The organism is Ancylobacter terrae (assembly GCF_045108345.1).
In the GTDB taxonomy this organism is placed as follows: domain Bacteria; phylum Pseudomonadota; class Alphaproteobacteria; order Rhizobiales; family Xanthobacteraceae; genus Ancylobacter.
Genome location: NZ_JBJGXH010000001.1, coordinates 2,609,389 through 2,629,277, shown reverse-complemented (window position 1 = coordinate 2,629,277; position 19,889 = coordinate 2,609,389). Strand labels below are relative to the sequence as shown.

At 69.1% G+C, this 19,889-nt stretch carries 13 protein-coding genes; 8 read left to right on the top strand and 5 right to left on the bottom strand.

Annotated features, from left to right (window positions below):
• Positions 1 to 5: 5 nt before the first annotated feature.
• The 3 genes from ACEUEL_RS12680 to ACEUEL_RS12670 all read right to left on the bottom strand — a co-directional run bounded on the left by ACEUEL_RS12680 (position 6) and on the right by ACEUEL_RS12670 (position 3,515).
• Positions 6 to 1,196, bottom strand: coding sequence for a polysaccharide pyruvyl transferase family protein (locus ACEUEL_RS12680; RefSeq protein ID WP_405705616.1), 1,191 nt, complete (start codon positions 1,194 to 1,196; stop codon positions 6 to 8).
• 103 nt (positions 1,197 to 1,299) lie between these two features.
• A complete protein-coding gene (locus ACEUEL_RS12675) occupies positions 1,300 to 2,235 on the bottom strand; it encodes a glycosyltransferase family 2 protein (protein WP_405705613.1) in 936 nt (311 codons plus the stop codon).
• A gap of 215 nt (positions 2,236 to 2,450) precedes the next feature.
• On the bottom strand, positions 2,451 to 3,515 hold the full coding sequence (locus tag ACEUEL_RS12670) for an NAD-dependent epimerase/dehydratase family protein (RefSeq protein ID WP_405705610.1): 1,065 nt from the start codon (positions 3,513 to 3,515) through the stop codon (positions 2,451 to 2,453).
• Positions 3,516 to 3,688: 173 nt separating this feature from the next.
• Here ACEUEL_RS12670 and ACEUEL_RS12665 point away from each other — a divergent pair, with 173 nt between their 5' ends.
• From ACEUEL_RS12665 to ACEUEL_RS12655, 3 genes are all read left to right on the top strand, one after another.
• Complete coding sequence (locus ACEUEL_RS12665) at positions 3,689 to 5,500, top strand: ABC transporter ATP-binding protein (protein WP_405705607.1); 1,812 nt, start codon at positions 3,689 to 3,691, stop codon at positions 5,498 to 5,500.
• A gap of 69 nt (positions 5,501 to 5,569) precedes the next feature.
• Positions 5,570 to 6,817 (top strand): glycosyltransferase, encoded by a 1,248-nt coding sequence (locus tag ACEUEL_RS12660; protein ID WP_405705604.1) that lies wholly within the window; start codon positions 5,570 to 5,572, stop codon positions 6,815 to 6,817.
• Between the two features lie 72 nt (positions 6,818 to 6,889).
• The gene (locus ACEUEL_RS12655; RefSeq protein ID WP_405705601.1) at positions 6,890 to 8,389 is read left to right on the top strand and encodes a phosphomannomutase/phosphoglucomutase; all 1,500 of its coding nucleotides are present in this window, start codon (positions 6,890 to 6,892) and stop codon (positions 8,387 to 8,389) included.
• Between the two features lie 158 nt (positions 8,390 to 8,547).
• Here the strand turns inward: ACEUEL_RS12655 and ACEUEL_RS12650 are convergent, their stop codons facing one another.
• The gene (locus tag ACEUEL_RS12650; RefSeq protein ID WP_405705599.1) at positions 8,548 to 9,486 is read right to left on the bottom strand and encodes a metallophosphoesterase; all 939 of its coding nucleotides are present in this window, start codon (positions 9,484 to 9,486) and stop codon (positions 8,548 to 8,550) included.
• 222 nt (positions 9,487 to 9,708) lie between these two features.
• Here ACEUEL_RS12650 and ACEUEL_RS12645 point away from each other — a divergent pair, with 222 nt between their 5' ends.
• Genes ACEUEL_RS12645 through hydA form a run of 3 tightly spaced genes read left to right on the top strand, consistent with a single transcriptional unit; the run spans position 9,709 to position 12,696 of the window.
• On the top strand, positions 9,709 to 10,956 hold the full coding sequence (locus tag ACEUEL_RS12645; protein ID WP_405705596.1) for a Zn-dependent hydrolase: 1,248 nt from the start codon (positions 9,709 to 9,711) through the stop codon (positions 10,954 to 10,956).
• A gap of 13 nt (positions 10,957 to 10,969) precedes the next feature.
• A complete protein-coding gene (locus ACEUEL_RS12640; RefSeq protein WP_405705594.1) occupies positions 10,970 to 11,212 on the top strand; it encodes a hypothetical protein in 243 nt (80 codons plus the stop codon).
• Positions 11,213 to 11,223: 11 nt separating this feature from the next.
• A complete protein-coding gene (hydA, locus tag ACEUEL_RS12635; protein WP_405705591.1) occupies positions 11,224 to 12,696 on the top strand; it encodes a dihydropyrimidinase in 1,473 nt (490 codons plus the stop codon).
• A 452-nt stretch (positions 12,697 to 13,148) separates the two neighbouring features.
• Here the strand turns inward: hydA and ACEUEL_RS12630 are convergent, their stop codons facing one another.
• Positions 13,149 to 16,232: a cyclic nucleotide-binding domain-containing protein gene (locus ACEUEL_RS12630; protein ID WP_405705588.1), complete on the bottom strand. Its 3,084-nt coding sequence runs from the start codon at positions 16,230 to 16,232 to the stop codon at positions 13,149 to 13,151.
• A 396-nt stretch (positions 16,233 to 16,628) separates the two neighbouring features.
• On the opposite strand from ACEUEL_RS12630, the gene ACEUEL_RS12625 reads away from it, so the two are divergent.
• Positions 16,629 to 18,854, top strand: coding sequence for a DUF3141 domain-containing protein (locus ACEUEL_RS12625; RefSeq protein ID WP_405705586.1), 2,226 nt, complete (start codon positions 16,629 to 16,631; stop codon positions 18,852 to 18,854).
• Positions 18,847 to 19,812: a phosphate acetyltransferase gene (locus ACEUEL_RS12620; protein WP_405705583.1), complete on the top strand. Its 966-nt coding sequence runs from the start codon at positions 18,847 to 18,849 to the stop codon at positions 19,810 to 19,812. The genes ACEUEL_RS12625 and ACEUEL_RS12620 overlap by 8 nt, the downstream gene beginning before the upstream one ends.
• Positions 19,813 to 19,889: the final 77 nt, after the last annotated feature.

The following is a 19,889-nucleotide window of genomic DNA, read 5'->3' as shown; positions in this document are numbered from 1 at the left end:
TGACATCAGGCCAGCGCCTCATGCAGGAACGCCGCCGACTGGGCGCGCAGCTCCTTCAGCCGCGCCGCGACCGGCGCGAAGTCGACCGGCGTCCGGGCGAGGGCGTGCAGCGTCTCGGGGGTCGGGTCCATCACCAGCCGGTCGCTCAGCCCCAGTTGGCCGAGCAGCGAGACGAAGCGGTCGGCGCCGCGGCTGCGGTTGAGGATGGCGATGAAGTTCTTCTGGAACAGGATCGAGAAGACGGTGCCGTGATAGGAATCGGTCACCACGAAGTCGGCGTCCATGTAGGCGCGCAGCCACCCCGGCACGTCGACCGCCGCCTTGCCGTCGTCCAGCGTGAGCGAGCGCACCGTGTATCCCTCGCCGAGCGCGGCATGCACTTCGCGACTGACGAAGGGCCGGTCCGGCTCCTCGTCGAGCACATAGCTCAGCAGCGTCTTGCCAGTCCGCCCCAGCGGGGGTGCGGACGCCGTATCGAAGAAGGATGTGTCGATCAGCATGGTCGGGTCGAGCACGTGGCGCGCGTCGCCACGCCCGAGCACATCGGCGCAGATCGTGACGCCCGAGGCCTCGCGCACGGAGACGGCGTGGAAGCGGGCCAGCAGAGCGGCGATCGCCGGACCCGCCTCGGGAAAGAGCCATTCGCCGCGCCCGAAAGACGCGGCATAGGACACCTTCCGGACCGCGGGATCGGGCGCGAAACGAAAGAAGAAATCCTCCCGCAAATCTGGCGGCAGATAGTCGAGCCGCCAGACCTGGTCTGAGCCGACCACCAGCGCGTCCAGCTTGAAGCGCTCCACCGCATCCGCCAGCGCCTGCGAGCTCGACAGCGGCCCGGACCGGCGGGTGATGAAGCGGTGCCGGAACGGCAGGTGAAGCGCGGCCTTGCGCTCGAACAGCACGATCTCGGCATTGGCGCGCAGGCGCGCCAGCAGTCCCGAGGACAGCGAGCGGGCGAGCGGGCCCCGCGCGCCCTCCGGCCGTTTTGCCAAAAGGCGGGTCAGCGACGGCAGGAAGGGGACATGAGCGAGCGCGTCGAGCACCGCCCGCCGTCGCCGGGATTCGGGAGGGTGCGTTTCGAGGAAGACGACCTCCTTCCCGGCCGCCGTGAGGTACTGATAGAGCGAGACCGCTTGCAGGATGCCGCCGTAGTTCGTCTCGAGGGGCAGGGTCAGAAGGCCGATACGCTGAACCAAGTTGGATCTCCCGGTGGTCGTCCTGTCGTGAGGCGCCGGGTCCGCGCTGCGGGCCGGCATGCCGATGGAGCGCGGCGCATTCCGCCGCCGGCCGGCGCCGCCGTCACCCGCCGCCGGTGACGCGTTCGCGCAGATAGGCGGCGTAGCGCAGCGCGCTTCCCGCGAGCGTGCGGTGGTTCCACAGCCCGAGCTGCGTCGTCAGCGCGACGCTGCGCAGGAGCTGCCCCGTGCGCATCATGCCATAGCTGTCCTCGATCCCGGTGGCCCGCGCCAGCGCCCGGAAGGCCTCGCGATGTTCGGGCGGCAGGGACCGCTCGATCTCGTCCGCGAACAGTGCCAGCGGGCGCGCCTTCTCGCGGCGCTTCACCGCGAAGCCGAGGTCGGAATCCTCGAGATGGTAGACGATGCGGGCCTGAGGGTCCCAGTAGAGCGGCCCCATGAACAGGATCTGCGCCCACAGGAAGCTGTCCTCGCCCCACAGGCAGCGTTCGCGATCGTAGAAGCCGCCGGCCGTCTCGAACGCGGCCCGCCGCACCACCGCCGCACTCGAATGGAGAGCGTTGAGGACGGCCGCCAACCGGAGGCCGCCGATCGAAGCGGCGGGTGGCGGCAGCGGTCCGGCGACATCGGTGACCTGCGACACCTTGTCGACCACCAGATCGGTAAAGCCCCGCGTGTCGTAGCCGCAGGCATAGGCCAGCGCCTGCGGATGGCTGTCGAGCGCGCCGAGCGCCGCCTCGAGGAAACCGGGCAGCCATTCGTCGTCGGCATCGAGAAAGGCGAGCAGTTCGCCACGGGCGCGCGCGGCGCCGGCGTTGCGGGCCGCGCCGGGTCCGGCATTCGCCTGCCGGACCAGCGTGATGTGCGGGTCCGCCATCGCCTCGACGCGGGCCGCCGACGCATCCGTGCTGCCGTCGTCGACGACGATGATCTCGATCGGCGCGGCGCCTTGGGCCAGCACGGAGGCGATGGCACGCCCGATCGTCGATTCCTTGTTGTAGAGCGGGATGACGACCGAGACACGGGGCGTGAAATCCAAGGCGAAGCTCCGAAACTGCCGAACCGGGCGCGCAAGCCCCATGCCTCCCGCAATCGGCCCGGCGTGCCCGCGCGTCGCCCGTGACGGCGAAGCCGTGCGAGAGGCGACGACGCGGTCCCGGCGGGTGGCATCGAGCGGCGGGCAAATCCATCACAAGCGTCGCCGCACTGCAATGGTTGCAATGCAGCATGGCCTCCGCTCACCCGCGTGAGCGATCAGACGGGAGCGGCGTCGGCCGGGGCGATGCGGTGCAGATAGATGGTGCGATACCACTCGACGAAGCGGGCCAGACCCTCCTCGATCGGCGTTCGCGGTGCGAAATCGGCGTCGCGTGCCAGCTCGGCGACATCGGCATAGGTGGCCGGCACATCGCCCGGCGGCATCGGCAGAAGCCGTCTGTTGGCAGTGCGGCCGGTGAGGCGTTCCAGCAGCTCGACGAGGCGCAGCAGGTCGATCGGTTCGCTGTTGCCCACATTATAGACGCGGTAGGGCGCGCGCGAACGCGAGGGATCGGCGTCCGCGCGCGCCGGATCGGCCGAGGGCGGCAGGTCCAGGATCCGCACCACGGCCTCGGCCGCGTCGTCGATATAGGTGAAGTCGCGGCGCATGGCGCCCGCATTGTAGATATCGATCGGCCGGCCGGCGAACAGCGCCGCGGTGAACAGGAACACCGCCATGTCGGGACGGCCCCACGGACCGTAGACGGTGAAGAAGCGCAGGCCCGTCGTCGGCAGGCCGTAGAGATGGCTGTAGCTGTGCGCCATCAGCTCGTTGGCCTTCTTCGTCGCCGCATAGAGGCTGACCGGATGGTCGACATTCTGCTGCACCGAGAAGGGCAGCACGGTGTTGGCGCCGTAGACCGAACTCGAGGAGGCATAGACGAGATGCGCCGTCCGCACGGCGCGACATCCTTCGAGGATGTTGAGGAAGCCGACCAGGTTGGAGTCGGCGTAGGCGTGCGGATGATCGATCGAATAGCGCACGCCGGCCTGGGCGGCGAGGTGGATGACCCGGCGCGGAGCCAGTTCCTCGAACAGCCGCTGGGTCGGCCCGCGCTCGGCGAGGTTGAGCCGTTGGAAGCGGAACCCCGGCAGTCGCGCCAGTTCGGCGAGACGGGCTTCCTTCAGCCGCACATCGTAATAGGCGTTGACATCGTCGACCCCGACGACGCTTATTCCGCGGGTCAGCAGCCGCTGCGCGACGTGAAATCCGATGAAGCCGGCCGCTCCGGTGAGAAGAACCGGCGCCGTATCGGCGTTGCCGGGGAGAAGCTCGGTCATCGGAAACGGGCCTCGGCGCGGTTCGGGCGGTCGTCGGAGCTGCGCCCGGGGCGATCCGTATCGCGCAGTTCGGGCGTCATTGTCTATAGCCGCCGATGCGCCGCACGATGGGGCCGCAGGTGGTCCGGGATTTGCTGCGATGCGGCCGGCATGGTCGGGCAGGGGAGCATTGGGTGATCTGGAGGAAGACCCTCGCCGTGTTGACGCCACACGAATGGCGCCGCGGGTCGATCGTCCTCGCGCTCATGTGCGCCATGGCCCTGTTCGAGGCGATCGGCGTCGCTTCCGTGGTCCCCTTCCTCGCCGTCCTCGCCGATCCGGGGCTCGTCGAGAGCAATGAATGGCTTCGGCGTGCCTATGTGCTGAGCGGCGTCGCCTCCCGCGACGGCTTCCTCATCGTCCTCGGCCTGGCCTCATTCGGCCTGCTGGTGTTCGGCGCGGTGCTCCGCAGCGTCACCTTCTACGCGCAGGAACTGTTCTTCCAGATGCGGCGCCACAGCCTCGCCAGCCGGCTGCTCGAAGGCTATCTCGGCCAGCCCTACGAGTTCTTCATGCGCCGCCATACCGGCGATTTGGCCAAGACCATCATGTCCGAAGTCGACATGGTGATCGACCGCGCGCTGCTGCCGATGGGCATTATCGTCTCGCAGTCGCTGGTGCTGGTGACGATGTTCGCGTTGCTGCTGCTGGCGAACCCGCTCGCGACCCTCGTCATGGCGGCGCTCGCCGGCTGCTTCTACCTCGTCATCGTCGCCGTCGTGCGCCGCTTTCTCGACCGGCGCGGCGCGGGCCGGAGCGCGGCGAACCGGCAGCGGTTCCAGATCGCCACCGAGGCGCTCGGCGCCGTCAAGGATATCCATGTGCTCGGCCGCGAAGCCTATTACCTCGACCGCTTCCGCGCGCCGTCCCACCGCTTCGCCCGCGAGATGGCGCTGACCACCATCGTCGCCATGCTGCCCAAATACGCGATGGAGGCGCTCGCGTTCGGCGGCATCATCACCGCCGCGCTGGTCATGCTGCTGCGGGCGCCGCCGGGGCCGGAAGGCTCGGCGCTCGGGGCCGTGCTGCCGATGCTCGGGCTCTATGCCTTCGCCGGCTACCGCATGCTGCCGGCCATACAGAACATCTACCACAGCTGGGCGAATCTGCGCTTCGCCGGGCACGCGGTCGAGGCGTTGCTGCGGGACTTCGCGATGCTGAAAGGCCGCCGGCCGGACACCTCGCCGGTCGAGCCGCTGCCCCTGCGCGGGGGATTTTGCCTCGACGAGGTCAGCTATCATTATCCGGGCGCCCCGGGCGTCGGCATCGCCAGCGTCAGCCTCGATATCCGCCGGGGCACCAGCGTGGGGATCGTCGGCAGCACCGGCGCCGGCAAGACGACGCTCGCCGACGTGATGCTCGGCCTGCTGGTCCCGCAGCAGGGCCGCATCCTGGTCGACGGGCTGCCGATCACGGATGCCAACCGTCGCGCCTGGCGGCGGTCGGTCGGCTATGTGCCTCAGGACATCTATCTGGCCGATGCCTCGATCCGCGAGAACATCGCCATGGGCGTACCGCCGGCCGCGATCGACCAGGCGCGGGTGGAGGCCGTGTGCCGGATCGCCCAGATCCATGACCATATCGTCGGCCAACTGCCGGACGGCTATGCGACGGAGACCGGCGAGCGCGGCGTCCGGCTATCCGGGGGCCAGCGCCAGCGGCTCGGCATCGCCCGCGCGCTCTACACCGATCCCCCGGTCATCATCTTCGACGAGGCGACCAGCGCGCTCGACAACCTGACCGAGAACGAGGTGATGCGCGCCGTCGGCCTGCTGAGCGCGACAAAGACGGTGGTGCTCATCGCGCATCGGCTGTCGACCGTTCAGCGCTGCGACGCCATCGTGGTGATGGAGCAGGGCCGGGTCACCGGCATCGGCTCCTACCAGCAGCTCATCGAGCAGCATCCCCAGTTCCGCCGCATGGCTCATGCCTCACATGCCGCGTGAGATGGCCTCGTACCCACGCTTTGCCAATGATGCGGCCGGCTGCGGCCGCGTCGCCGGGAGACGTCGATAATGCGAATTGCAGTGCTTTCGGTGATTCCCCTGTACCCGACCATCGAAGGGAGCCGCCGACGCACCCTCAACCTCGTCCATGCGCTGGCCGATTTCGGCCACGAGGTGCATTTCGTGCAGATGACCGTCGGCCCCGAGATCGTCGACCGGCAGGCCTATGCGGACGATCCGCGCATTGCGAGCTACACGGAGCTGGTGCGCTATCCGTTGCCGACATTCATATACTGGGCGCAGCGCGCGGTGCGCACGCGCCTGCGGCGCCTGAAGAAGTGGCTCGGCGTCCCTAACCACCAGCGCCTCCGGCTCGACGAATATTTCTACCCCGAGCAACTGCCGCAACTGCGCGCCCTGTTCGATCGCCTGCGCCCCGACGCGGTCCTGCTGGAATATGTGTTCAATTCGCGCGCCCTCGAAGCCTGCGCGCCCGGCACGCTGCGGGTGATCGACACCCATGATGCTTTCGCCGACCGCCACCTGCAGTTCCCCAAGGACGCTACCGTGGCGGACTACTGGTATTCGGTCTCGCCGGAAGAGGAGGCGCGCGGCATGCGGCGCGCGGATGTCGTAATCGCCATCCAGGACGAGGAGGCCGAGGAGTTCCGGCGTCAGCTCGGCGCTCCGCCGCCGCGGGTGGTGACGGTCAGCCACATCGCCACCTTCGAGGAGCGGGTGACGGATTTCACGCCGCTCGGCGCCGTCTTCCTCGGCGGCAAGTCCATTCCCAATGTCGATGCGCTGCGGTTCCTGATCGACGATATCCTGCCGCGCATCCTCGCCGAACTGCCCGATTTCCGGCTCTACATCGCCGGCACCATCGCCGGGCAGGCGCCCGATCATCCTGCCATCGTGAAGCTCGGCCGGGTGGACCGGGTCATCGACGCCTTCCGGGTGGCGCCGATCGCGCTGAATCCGATGCTGATCGGCACCGGCATCGCCATCAAGGTGCTCGACGCCATGACGAGCGGCGTCGTCACCGTCGCCACGCGTGCGGGCGCGCGCGGCATATCGGCTGAGTTCGCCGGGGGCCTCGCCGTGGTGGACGATGGCGATGCCGCCGCCTTCGCCGCCGAGGTGGTACGCTTCGCCCGCAGCGAGCAGGAGCGTCGCGCCGGCGGCGAGCGGGCCTTTGCCGCGGCGCAGGCCTGGAACGCGCGCCAGCTCGCTGGGCTCGCCACCATCTTCCCGCCCGCGACCCCGGCCGTCGCGGCTGCCGATCGCCCGGAGGCGCACGCCGCCAGCCTCGCCTGAACCTACATTCGCCGGACGCGGGAAGCCGCTATAAAGGCGATGCCATCCTCTTCATGGAGCTACGTCACACGCATGTTTCCGATACCCCAGCCCCGCCTTCTTCCGAACACGCTTGCCTATGAATCCGAGCCCATGGTGAAGCCCACCGGCTTCCGGGAGTATGACGCGCGCTGGCTGTTCGGCCAGGAGATCAACCTGATGGGCGTCACCGCGCTCGGCATGGGCCTGGGCACGCTGATCCACGAGCTCGGCATCCGGCCGGAGATCGTGACCGGCCACGATTTCCGCGGCTATTCCTCATCGATCAAATACGCGCTGACGACCGGCCTGATGGCGGCCGGCGTGAAGGTGCACGACATCGGCCTCGCGCTCTCGCCGATGGCCTATTTCGCCCAGTTCGCGCTCGACGTGCCCTGCGTGGCCATGGTCACCGCCTCGCACAACGACAATGGCTGGACCGGCGTGAAGATGGGCGTCAACCGCCCGATGACCTTCGGCCCGGACGAGATGAGCCGGCTGAAGGAGATCGTGCTCGCCGCCGATTTCAAGCTGAAGCCCTCGGGCGGCTACGAGTTCGTCACCGATTTCCCGGCCCGCTACATGGCCGACCTGACCAATCGGCCGAAGCTGAAGCACAAGATCAAGGCGGTCGCCGCCTGCGGCAACGGCACGGCGGGCGCCTTCGCGCCGAAGATCCTCGAGGCGCTCGGCGTCGAGGTGGTGCCGCTCGACACCGAGCTCGACCACTCCTTCCCGAAGTACAATCCGAATCCGGAAGACATGGAGATGCTGCACGCCATGCGCGATGCGGTGCTCGCCTCCGGGGCGGATGTCGGTCTCGGCTTCGACGGCGACGGCGATCGCTGCGGCGTGGTCGACGAGACCGGCGAGGAGATCTTCGCCGACAAGGTCGGCGTCATGCTGGCGCGCGACCTGTCCGCGATCTATCCCGGCGCGACCTTCGTCGTCGACGTGAAGTCGACGGGCCTGTTCGTCACCGATCCGGTGCTCATCGCCAACGGCGTCAAGGCCGACTACTGGAAGACCGGCCATTCCTACATGAAGCGCCGGGTGAACGAGAGCGGCGCGCTGGTCGGCTTCGAGAAGTCCGGCCACTACTTCTTCAACCAGCCGATCGGGCGCGGCTATGACGACGGCCTCGTCTCCGCCATCGCCATCCTCGACATGCTCGACCGCAATCCGGGCAGGAAGCTGTCGGAGCTGAAGGACGCCCTGCCCAAGACCTGGTCGTCGCCGACCATGTCGCCCCATTGCGCTGACGAGAAGAAGTACGGCGTGGTCGACGCGGTGACCAAGCACTTTCAGGAGGCGGCCGCCCGTGGCGACAAGGTTGCCGGTCAGGCGATCCGCGATCTCGTCACCGTCAACGGCGTGCGCGTGACCGTCGAAGACGGCTCGTGGGGTCTGGTGCGCGCTTCCTCCAACAAGCCGGAGCTCGTCGTCGTCGTCGAGAGCCCGGCGTCGGAGCAGCGCATGCACGATATCTTCAAGGCGGTGGACGGCGTGCTGCGCACCCACCCGGAAGTGGGCGCCTACAACCAGACGATCTGAGCGCCTGAGACGCCGCCATCCCGGATGCGGGCGAGCCCCGCGCGCCGGGATGGCGCGCCGGACCGCCCCTGCGATCCCGGATACGGCCGTCGGCCGTTCCGGGATGACGGGTTCACGGCCTGTCAAACCATGAGACCCGGCGCCGGCGCGGCGTGCGCTCAGGCGGCGCCGAGTTCGATCTTCACGATTTCCGGCGGCACCCCGAAGCGGATCGGCAGCTTGGAGCAGCCGAGCCCCCCTGAGACGATGAGGTGCCGGTCGTCTTCCACGATTTGGCCATAGCGGAAGCGCCGGCCATAGACCGAGGGCACGCGTGGCGACCAGCCGGCAAGGCTGACCTGCCCGCCATGGGTGTGCCCGCTCAGGGTCAGCGCCACCCGTGCGGGCACGCGCACGAAGATGTCGGGCTCATGGGCGAGCAGGATCACCGGCGCGGCGTCCGTGCATTGGGCGAGGGTGGCCGGGAGATCGTCGATGCCGAGCTTGCCCGGCGGACGGGGCATGCCGATCAGCAGGTCCTCGAATGCCCCGATATCCCGCTCCCAGAACGCCAGCGTGTCGCCGAGCCCGGCGAGCCAGAACGGCTGGCCGTTGTGGACAAGGCGGATCGACTGGTTTTCCAGCACGGGTATGCCGGCCGCCTCCAGCGCCCGGGTCACGTTGGTCGGGCCGCGGCGCCGGCGCATCGCCTCCTCGTCGCTCCACCAGTCGTGATTGCCGAGCACGCTCCACACCCCGAGCGGGGCCTTCAGATTGGAGAGCCGGCGCGCGAAGTCCGGCAGCGGCACGAGCCGCGTCGCCAGCATGTTGTTGTTGGGGTAGTCGCCGAGTAGGACGATGAGGTCGGGTTTCAGCGCATTGGTCTGGTCGATGATCTGGTCGACCCGCCCGAGCCCCATCACCGGCTCGCCCACGTGGAAGTCGGTCAGCACGGCGATGGTCAGGCGGAAGCCGTCCGGCCAGTTCGCCGGTCGCGGGCGGTAGGTGGTGACGGCAAGCCGCCACGCCGGCTCGACATAGCCGGCATAGGCGCCCGATCCCGAGACCAGGAGCGTCGCACCCGCGAGCAGGCTGCGTCGGCTGATGAGGCGCGTCATGCGGTTCGGGCGTCCGTCCTCGGCTGCGGTGGCGTGCCGGGCACGCGCGCGGCTCATGCCGCACCGCACACGGGGCTGTCGAGCAACATATGCGTGAAGCGCCTTGACGCTTCCTGAACGGCCGGGATTGGCACGCCAATTGCCGGCTTGCGCCCCGCGATCCTCCTCTGCGAGGGTCCGGCTTCCGTGCGGCGCCGCCGCGAGTGCAAGGACAGCGAGACCATGACGACGCCGAGCGACAATCTCCGCATTTCGGGCGAACGCCTGTGGGACAGCCTGATGGAGATGGCGACGATCGGTCCCGGACTGCGTGGCGGCAACAACCGGCAGGCGCTCACCGATGCCGACGGGGAGGGGCGTCGCCTGTTCCGGCGCTGGTGCGAGGCCGCCGGCCTCACCGTCACGGTCGACGCGATGGGCACCATGTTTGCCCGCCGCGAAGGCACCGAGCCCGATGCCGCGCCGGTCTGGCTCGGCTCGCATCTCGACACCCAGCCGACGGGCGGCAAGTTCGACGGCGTGCTCGGCGTGCTCGGCGCGCTGGAGGTGGCCCGCACGCTGAACGATCTCGGCATCCGCACCAAGCGGCCGATCGAGGTGGTGAACTGGACCAATGAGGAGGGCGCCCGCTTTGCCCCGGCGATGACCGCCTCCGGCGTCTATGCCGGCATCCACGATCTCGACTGGGTCTATTCCCGCACCGATCCCGAGGGAAAGCGCTTCGGCGACGAGCTGGAGCGCATCGGCTTCAAGGGCACCGAGCCGGTCGGCGCCCGCAAGCCCCACGCCTATTTCGAATTGCATATCGAGCAGGGCCCGATCCTGGAGGACGAGGGCCGCGACATCGGCGTCGTCACCCATGGCCAGGGCACGGTCTGGCTGGAGATCACGCTGACCGGCAAGGAAGCGCATACCGGCTCGACTCCCATGCCCAAGCGGGTCAACGCGGGTCTCGGCGCGGCCCGCATCATCGAGAGGGTCGACGCCATCGCCTGGAGCCACGCCCCGCTCGCGGTCGGCGCGGTCGGCAAGCTCGACGTCTCCCCGAACTCGCGCAACATCATCCCCGGTACGGTCGTCTTCACCGTCGACATCCGCCATCCCGACGCGGCGATCCTCGCGCGGATGGAGGCCGAGGTGCGGGAAGCCGCCGCCGAGGTCGCCGCCGGCATCGGGCTCGGCCTCGCCATCGAGATCGTCAACGGCTTCGAGCCGGTCGCCTTCGATTCCGTTCTGGTGGGCCGCGTGCGCGCGGCGGCGGAACGGCTCGGTTATTCGCACCGCGACATCGTCTCCGGCGCCGGCCACGACGCCTGCTGGGTCAACAAGGTGGCGCCCGCCGCGATGATCTTCTGCCCCTGCGTCGACGGGCTCAGCCACAACGAGGACGAGACCATCACCCCCGAATGGGCCGCCGCCGGCGCCGACGTGCTGCTGCACGCGGTGATCGAGACGGCGGAGATCGTGTGAGGAGGGCGCCTCGTTGTCCGGCCGAAACCCTGTCTTCGATGAGATCGAGCGGTCGATCCTGATTTTGCTGGCGAGATGGTCCGCCGGTATCGGAGCACGCGAGGCAGCTGAGGCGCGCCACTTTCTCGATCACGGCGAGTACGGTCTCGCCTTCGAGGCGCTGGTGGACGCGATGGCCGGCCGTCCGTCGCTTCAAGCGTCTCGCGAGGAGCTGAAACGCATTGCGAGCCTGATGAATCTGGACTTCGAGGATTAGGAGCGCCACCCATGTCCGCCATCACCGGCTCCACCGTCATCAAGGGCGGCACCGTCGTCGCCGCCGACCGCTCCTATACCGCCGACGTGCTGATCGAGGGCGAAACCATCGCCGCCATCGGCCCGAACCTCAAAGGCGACACCGTGCTGGACGCCGAGGGCGCTTTCATCATCCCCGGCGGCATCGACCCGCACACGCATCTGGAGATGCCCTTCATGGGCACCTATGCCGCCGAGACCTGGGAGAGCGGCACTTTCGCCGCGCTCTCCGGCGGCACCACCATGGTGGTGGACTTCGTCATCCCGGGCGAGGCGGGCCTGATCGCGGCGATGGACGAGTGGGGGGCGAGGGCCCGCGTACAAGCGAGCGCCGACTATTCCTTCCATGTCTGCATCACCGGCTGGTCGGAGGCGATCTTCGCCGAGATGGCCGAGGTGGTCGCGCGCGGGGTCAACACCTTCAAGCACTTCATGGCCTACAAGGGCGCGCTGATGGTCGACGACGACCAGATGTTCGCCTCGTTCCGCCGCTGCGCCGCGCTCGGCGCGCTGCCGCTCGTCCATGCCGAGAATGGCGACATCGTCGCCGCGCTGCAGCAGAAGTTTCTCGCGGAGGGCATTCGCGGGCCGGAGGCGCACGCCTATTCGCGCCCGCCCGAGGTGGAGGGCGAAGCGGCCAACCGCGCGATCATGATCGCCGATGCGGCCGGCGTGCCGGTCTACATCGTGCACAATTCCAGCGAGCAGGCGCATGAGGCGATCCGCCGGGCGCGGCAGAAGGGCATGCGGGTCTATGGCGAGGCGCTGGTGCAGCACCTGACGCTGGACGAGGGCGAATACGCCCACCCGGACTGGGACTATGCCGCCCGCCGGGTGATGTCGCCGCCGTTCCGCGACAAGGCGCACCAGGCGAGCCTGTGGGCGGGGCTGTCGGCCGGCTCGCTGCAGGTGGTGGCGACCGACCATTGCGCCTTCACCACCGCGCAGAAGCGGCTCGGCCTCACCGATTTCACCAAGATCCCCAACGGCACCGGCGGGCTCGAGGACCGGCTCTCCGTGCTCTGGACCCACGGCGTCGAGACCGGCCGGCTGACACCGAACGAGTTCGTCGCGCTCACCTCCACCAACATCGCCCGCATCCTCAACATCTACCCGAGGAAGGGCGCCATCCTGCCGGGCGCCGATGCCGATCTCGTGGTGTGGGACCCGAAGGCCTCGAAGACGATTTCGGCGGCGACGCAGAAGTCGATCATTGACTACAACGTGTTCGAGGGGTTCAAGGTGAACGGCCTGCCGCGCTACACGCTTTCGCGCGGCGAGGTGGTATGGTCGGCGGGGAGCAATTCCCGCGCACGCCCCGGCCGCGGCCGCTTCATCCCCCGCCCGGCCTTCCCAGAGGTGGCGCAGGCGCTGACGACGTGGAAATCGCTCACCGCCCCGCGCGCGGTGACGCGCGATCCGGCGCTGATGCCGATCGGGGTGTGAGGGGGGTAAGGAAAGCACCCTCCGGCTCAGGGGGCGTGCTTCGAGGCCGGCCTGCGGCCGGCACCTCAGCATGACGACGTCTTTGCGCGAACGATGCACGTCGTCATCCTGAGGTGCCCGAGCGCAGCTCGGGCCTCGAAGGACGCACGCGCGCCGTCATGGCCGGGCTTGTCCCGGCCATCCACGCCTTGGGTCGTCGAGGCGGGAAGGCATGGATCCCCGGGACGAGCCCGGGGATGACAGCGGGCGGGAGACGCGCGTTGCGGTGTCGGATGCTTGCTCGGCGCGAGCCGGCCCCCTCAGAGCCCTTTCGGAAAATGATCCCCCTCCGTCATCCCGGAACGGCCGGAGGCCGTGTCCGGGATCGCGTCGGAATCCTCGCGAGCGATCCCGGCTCTTCGCCTGCGGCTCCGGCGGGATGACGGCACGCCTCGGGATTTCCGGATCGTTTCTCAGCGCGAGCCGGCGGCCTTGGCGGCGTTTTCCTGCAGGCGGCGCACCATCAGGCGGGTCACGGCGAGGCCCATCTGCGGGAATTCGGTCATCAGCGCCAGGAACACATCCTTGCGCACATGGAGCGCCACCACTTCCTCCGTCGCCTTCACCGTCGCCGAGCGCGGATCGCCGGTGATGATGCCCATCTCGCCGACGATGCCGTTGGCCCCGACGCTCGACACCTTCAGCGGGCCGTTCGGCGTGTCGATGATGATGTCGGCGGCGCCGGAGACGAGGATGTAGGTGGAATCCGAATTGTCGCCCTGCCGGAACAGCACCTCGCCGGGGGCGAAGACCTGCCGGTCGCTGGTGAAGGCCAGCAGCTTGAGATGGGCGATGTCGACCTCGGCGAACAGCGGCACCGCGCGCAGCGCCCGCAATTCCTCGCGCTCGGCGGCAACCGCCGGGTCGAGCCGCGGCGCGGGCGCTTCCGCCGCCTCGGTGGCCTGGCCGCTCATCCGCCCGGTGGTGGCGGCGATGCGGCCGGCGTTGAAGGCGATGCGCAGGTCGAAATCCTCGTCATTGCCGATCTGCCGCTCGACCGCCACCAGCATGCGCCCGGCCATCGCCGCGCGGATCGCGGCGAGCACGGCGCGCGCTTCCGTATCGCCCAGCGGGCCGAGCGCCTCGTTGAGGATCAGCAGCCGCGGGCGCTTGATCAGGCAGCGGGCAAGGCTCAGGGCGGTCTTCTGGGCAGGGAACAGCAGGCGCCCGCCATAGCCGGCCGGCTGGTCGAGGCCGAGCCGGTAGACTTCGTTCTCGAGGCCGAGTTCGAGGATCATCTGCCGCAGCAGGCCGACCACCCGCTCGCCCGCCGCGGCGGTGGCGATGGCGATGTGGCCGAACAGCAGGTTGTCGCGCAGCGGCGCGGCGGCGCAGTAGAGGTCGGGATCGTAGAACTCGACGCACTTGCGCACCTCCGGCGTCGCCCGTTCCCGGAAGGCAGCGCGGGCGGTCAGGATGAGCGCGCGCAATTCGTCGTCGAGCAGGCCGAGCCGGTGGCGCGGCTCGACATAGACGAGGGCGAGGCAGAGCAGCAGCCGGACATCGTCCGGGCTCAGCGTGCCGCCGGCGGCGCGGGCGAGGATCTCGCGGTAGAGGGGGAAATCGGTGGCGGCGATGAAGGCGAACTGCTCGAACAGGAAATTGTCGGGCGACAGGTCCTCGAAGATGTCGAGCATGGTCACGGCGATGCGCCGGCCGAGCTCGGCGAGCCGCGCCTCCAGCCCGACGGAAGCGAGCACCGAGCGCAGGAAGGGCTGGCTGGCGAGGTTTTCGCCCGCGAAGGCCTCGCCCAACGCCACGCCGAACAGGATGTTGTCGCCGATCGAGGCGTTCTGGCTGTAGCGCGCCGGGTCGAGCGGCTCGACCAGCGGGCCGCCCTCGCCGACCATGCTGCCCAGCCGGCTGCGCAGCCGGCGCCTCAGTTCCACCACCTGCGCGGCGATCTCCGGGTTGCGGGCGGGATCGATGCGGCTCGACAGGCCGAAGCGGAACACCGAATCCGACAACCCGACGATGCCGACGACCTCGATCAGCCGCGCATCGATGTCGCCGGGACCGGTGGCGCCGGCGGCCGCGTAGTCCACCCAGGGCGGCTCGAGCGTGGCACGCGAATCCAGCGTCGGCGGGGCGCGGTTGAGGCCGTAGAGGATGTTGGCGCGCAGGCTGCCCTCGAAGATCGCCGTCTCCAGCCCGGCATAGGCGAAGGTCTGGCCGGCGATCTCGTTCGAGAGGTCGGCGAGGTCGACGCCGGCGATGCGCACCGTGCCGTCGAACTGGGTGATGCGCCGTCCCAGCACGGCGCCGAGCGTGCGCGCGCCGTCGCCGCCGCGTTCCTCCAGCAGCACGTGCGCCCCCGCCGGCAGCGTCGTCGAGATGCCGTCTAGCAGCAGGTCGCCGGCCGCGCTCACCACCTTGAGGTTCTGCACCGCGATCTCGCCGACCGGCGGCTCCTTCGGCGAGGCGCCGCCGTCCTGCGGCTCGATCTCGCCGCTGGAGAACTGCTCCACCACCTGCCGGAACTTGACCTCGACATCGAGCCGCTGCTGGTCCCAGTCGATCAGCTCCTTGATCGGCGGCGGCAGGTCGCGATAGGCGGCGATGACGGCGACGAGCTGGCCGATCTCGAGATAGCCGCGCAGCGCGTAATAGCCGCCGATCGTGTAGAACATGAAGGGCGTCAGCTGCGCGAGCAGGTTGTTCAGGAACTTGACCGCGAACTTGCGCTTGTAGAGCAGGTAGCGGATCGAGAACAGCGTCTCCAGCCGCTGCGCGACGCCCGCCCGCTCGAAGGCGGAGGTGCCGTGGGTCGCCACCTCGCCGATGCCGTCGACCACCTCGCCGATCTTGCCGGCCAGCGCGCGGGACTTGAGCTGGCGCTCCTTGGCGAGGCGCAGCTGCTCGCGGCGCAGGCGCGGGATCACCACCGCCTGGATCAGCACGACGAACGCGGCGAGGAAGCCGAGCGAGGGGCTCTGCACGATGATGAAGATCAGCGCGGTCAGCGCCTGCCCGCCGAGGAACACCGGCGCGATGAAGGCGTCCCCGACGAAGCCGCCGATCGGCTCCACCTCGTCCTTGATGATGGTCGCCGCCTCGGACGGCTTCACATGGCGCAGCGCCTCCGGCGGGAAGGAGAGCAGCCGCGCGAACAGTTCGAACCGCAGGTGCTGCAGCAGCCGCTCCCCGAGCGCGCCCTTGCGGATGTTGATGACGTATTTGAAGGCGCCGTTGATCAGCACCAGCACGAGGAAGACGCCGCTCAGCACGAGCAGGTAGTCCATCCGCTCGAAGTCGTAGCCGTCGAACAGCTTGACGCTCCAGCCGCCGAGCCAGCCCGGCAGGGAGAAGGTGTAGTCGAACAGGTGCGCCGTCTCCTTGCCGCCGGCGAAGGCGCGGCCCTGGATGGCGTCGGAGACGATGAGGCGCGGCAGGTCGAGCGAGGCGAAATAGAAGGGGAAGGACGCCAGCACGATCGCCAGGATGACGAGCTGCTCACGCCGGCTGTTCTTCCAGATATAGGCAAACAAGCTCGGCATGGGCGGGGGCGGTCAGCTCGTGCGATGCCGTGATCGCGGCATCTTATTACCATTGATCACAGTGTTGCGACCGCGGCGTGAAAGGTTGGGGCAGCCGCGGACGCGACGTGAGGTGAACAGGATTCGGCACAGCCATCGTACCAGACGCGCACGACCCCGCCACCGGCAATGGCGGGAACGACAGCCGAGTCAGGAACGAGGTTAAGCGTGATATCAGCGCGTTCATGCCTCGATTGCAAGCAATCTTGCGGTAATTGCATACAACGCAGCGTCGCCAATCGGAGAGTGCCCACGGTTGGTTGAGGCGGATCAATGCACGGTTGCGGCGTCTCGGTAGCTTCACACCCGAATGCTACATGCTAGGGTCTCGCCAGCCCTCGACGGGAGGAACGACGCATGCCGGAAAAATCACTGTTTGGCGGTGCCCTCATCCCCTCATGGACCGATTTCGGGCCCGTTCCCGCCTATTGGCTCGATCGCTGGCAGCGCAGCGTGCTGACCCTCGACGTGCTGCGCCAGCGCGGCAACATCGTGCGCGCCCACAATGAGCAGATCGCCCCCAACGTGCTGAGCTTCGCCCCGGAGGTGATCCTCGATGCCCGCACCTTCGAGCGGCCGGTGAATTACGGCCTGGTGCGCATCGTGCCGCCGGAAGGCGTCACCATTGATCCGCTCAAGCGTCCCTTCATCGTGTTCGACCCCCGGGCCGGCCACGGCCCCGGCATCGGCGGCATGAAGCAGGACAGCGAGATCGGCATGGCGCTGAAGGCCGGCCATCCCTGCTATTTCGTCGGCTTCCTGCCCGATCCCGTGCCCGGCCAGACCATCGAGGACGTGTGCCGCGCCGAGGCGCTCTTCGTCGAGGCGGTCGCCGCCCGCCACCCGGACGCGGAGGGCAAGCCGGTGCTGATCGGCAATTGCCAGGCCGGCTGGCAGATCATGATGATGGCGGCGATGCGCCCCGAGCTCACCGGGCCGATCCTGCTCGCCGGCTCGCCGCTGTCCTACTGGGCGGGCGTGCGCGGGGGCAGCGGCCTGCGCTATCTCGGCGGCATGCTGGGCGGCACCTGGATGACCGCGCTCGCCGGCGACCTCGGCGCCGGCATCTTCGACGGCGCCAATCTCATCGCCAATTTCGAGGCGATGAACCCTGCCAACACCTGGTTCCAGAAGCCCTACAACCTCTACGCCAAGGTCGATACCGAGGCGGCGCGCTTCCTCGACTTCGAGACCTGGTGGGGCAGCCCCGTCCTGCTCAACGCCGGCGAGATGCAGTGGATCGCCGACAACCTGTTCGTCGGCAACCGCCTCGCCACCGGCGAGCTGCGCGCCGCCGACGGCACCCGCGTCGACCTGCGCAACATACGCGCGCCGATCGTGGTGTTCTGCTCCTGGGGCGACGACATCACCCCGCCGCCGCAGGCGCTGGCCTGGATCACCGACCTCTACGGCGACACCGGCGAGATCATCGCCAACGGCCAGACCATCGTCTACACGTTGCACCAGAGCATCGGCCATCTCGGCATCTTCGTTTCTGGCAAGGTCGCCTTGAAGGAGCATGGCGAGTTCGCCAGTGCGATGGACCTGATCGACCTGATGCCGCCCGGCCTCTACGAGGCGGTGATCACCGAGGTCGAGCCCGACACGGCCAACCCGCAGCTGATCCACGGCCGCTATCTGTTCCGGCTCGAGGCGCGCACCCTCGACGACATCCGCGCGCTCGGCAACAACGACGCCGCCGACGAGCGCCGCTTCGCCACCGTCGACCGCGTCTCGCAGGTCAATCTCGGCCTCTACCGCACGCTGGCGGCGCCGGGCGTGAAGACGCTCGCCAACCCGCAATCGGCGAAATGGGCGCGTGAGCTGCACCCGAACCGGCTGCGCTTCGCGCTGTTCTCCGACGAGAACCCCCTGATGCGGCCGGTCGCCGCGCTGGCGGAGAACGTGCGCGCCGCGCGCCGCCCGGTCGGCGACGACAACCCGCTGATGGCCATGGAGAAGGCCGCCGCCTCGTGGGTTACGACGTGGCTGGAGGGTGTCGCCAAGGCACGCGACGCCATGACCGAGGCGCTGTTCATGTCGGTTTATGGCTCGCCGGTGATGCAGGCGATGGTCGGCCTCGGCGCGCCGGGGCAGGATGCCGGGCGCCGCATCGAGCGCGACCTGCTGCGCGAGGCCAGCGAGGCGCGCCGGCGGGCGGAACTCGCCACCCGCTTCGAGGCCGGCGACCTGCGCGAGGCGCTGCTGCGGGCGCTGATCTATATCCGCCTGCCCGAGCGCAGCGCCGATGAACGCGGCTTCGCCGTGCTCAGCGCCATCCGCGCCGCGCAGCCGGAGGGCCGGCGCGTCAGCTTCGCCGAGCTGAAGGAAATGTTCGCCGCGCAGTTCGACCTGCTGCTGATGGACGAGGAACGCGCGGTCCGCGCCATCCCGGCCCTGCTGCCCAAGGCGGCGGAGCCGCGCCGGCGGGCGCTCGAGGCGCTGCACCGGGTGATCGATGCCTCCGGGGCGATCTCGCCGGAAGGGGCGAAACGCCTCGCCCGGGTCGAGGCGCTGTTCGCCGATGTCCCGGCGCCGGCGTCCAACAAGGTGACCCGGATCGGAAAGGCGGCCCATGGCTGACGGCAGCACCGCGGGCGAGACCTCCGCGCACGAGAAGTACGAACGCCTGATCGCGGCGGCGCAGCAGCTGGAGCCGACCCGCACCGCGGTCGCCCATCCCTGCGACGCCGTCTCGCTGGAGGCGGCGCTGGAGGCGGCGGAGCTGGGTCTCATCCGGCCGATCCTCGTCGGCCCGGAGCGGCGGATTCGCGATGTCGCGGTGAAGGCCGGCCTCGACCTCGGCCAGACGCCCATCATCGATGCCGCCCACAGCCACGACTCCGCCGCCAAGGCCGTGCAGCAGGTCACCCTCGGCAAGGCCGAGGCGCTGATGAAAGGCAGCCTGCACACAGACGAGCTGATGGGCGCCGTCGTCGCGCGCGAGGGCGGCATCCGCACCGCCCGGCGCATCAGCCACTGTTTCGTCATGGACGTGCCCGGCCACGACGATCCGCTGATCATCACCGACGCGGCGGTCAACATCGCCCCCTCGCTGGAGGCGAAGGTCGACATCGTCCAGAACGCCATCGATCTCGCGGCGGCGCTGCATTTCGAGGAGGTTCGCGTCGCCGTCCTCTCGGCGATGGAGACGGTGAACTCCAAGGTGCCCTCGACCATCGAGGCGGCGGCGCTGTGCAAGATGGCCGATCGCGGCCAGATCACCGGCGCCATCCTCGACGGGCCGCTGGCGCTGGACAACGCCATCAGCCCCGAGGCGGCGCGGATCAAGGGCATCGCCTCGCCCGTCGCGGGCCGTGCCAATGTGCTGGTGGTGCCGGACCTCGAGGCCGGCAACATGCTGGCAAAGAGCCTTACCTTTCTCGCGGGCGCGGATGCCGCCGGCATCGTGCTCGGCGCGAAAGTGCCGATCATGCTGACCAGCCGCGCCGACAACCGGCTGACCCGGCTCGCCTCCTGCGCGGTCGCCGCGCTGGTCGCCGAGGCCCGGCGCAGTGCCGCCGCGGCGGCGGTGAAGTAGGGGGCCGATCCTTCCTGCCTCCCCTCATCCCCGGGCTTGACCCGGGGACCCATTCCCGTGCTCGTTGCGAAGGAGCA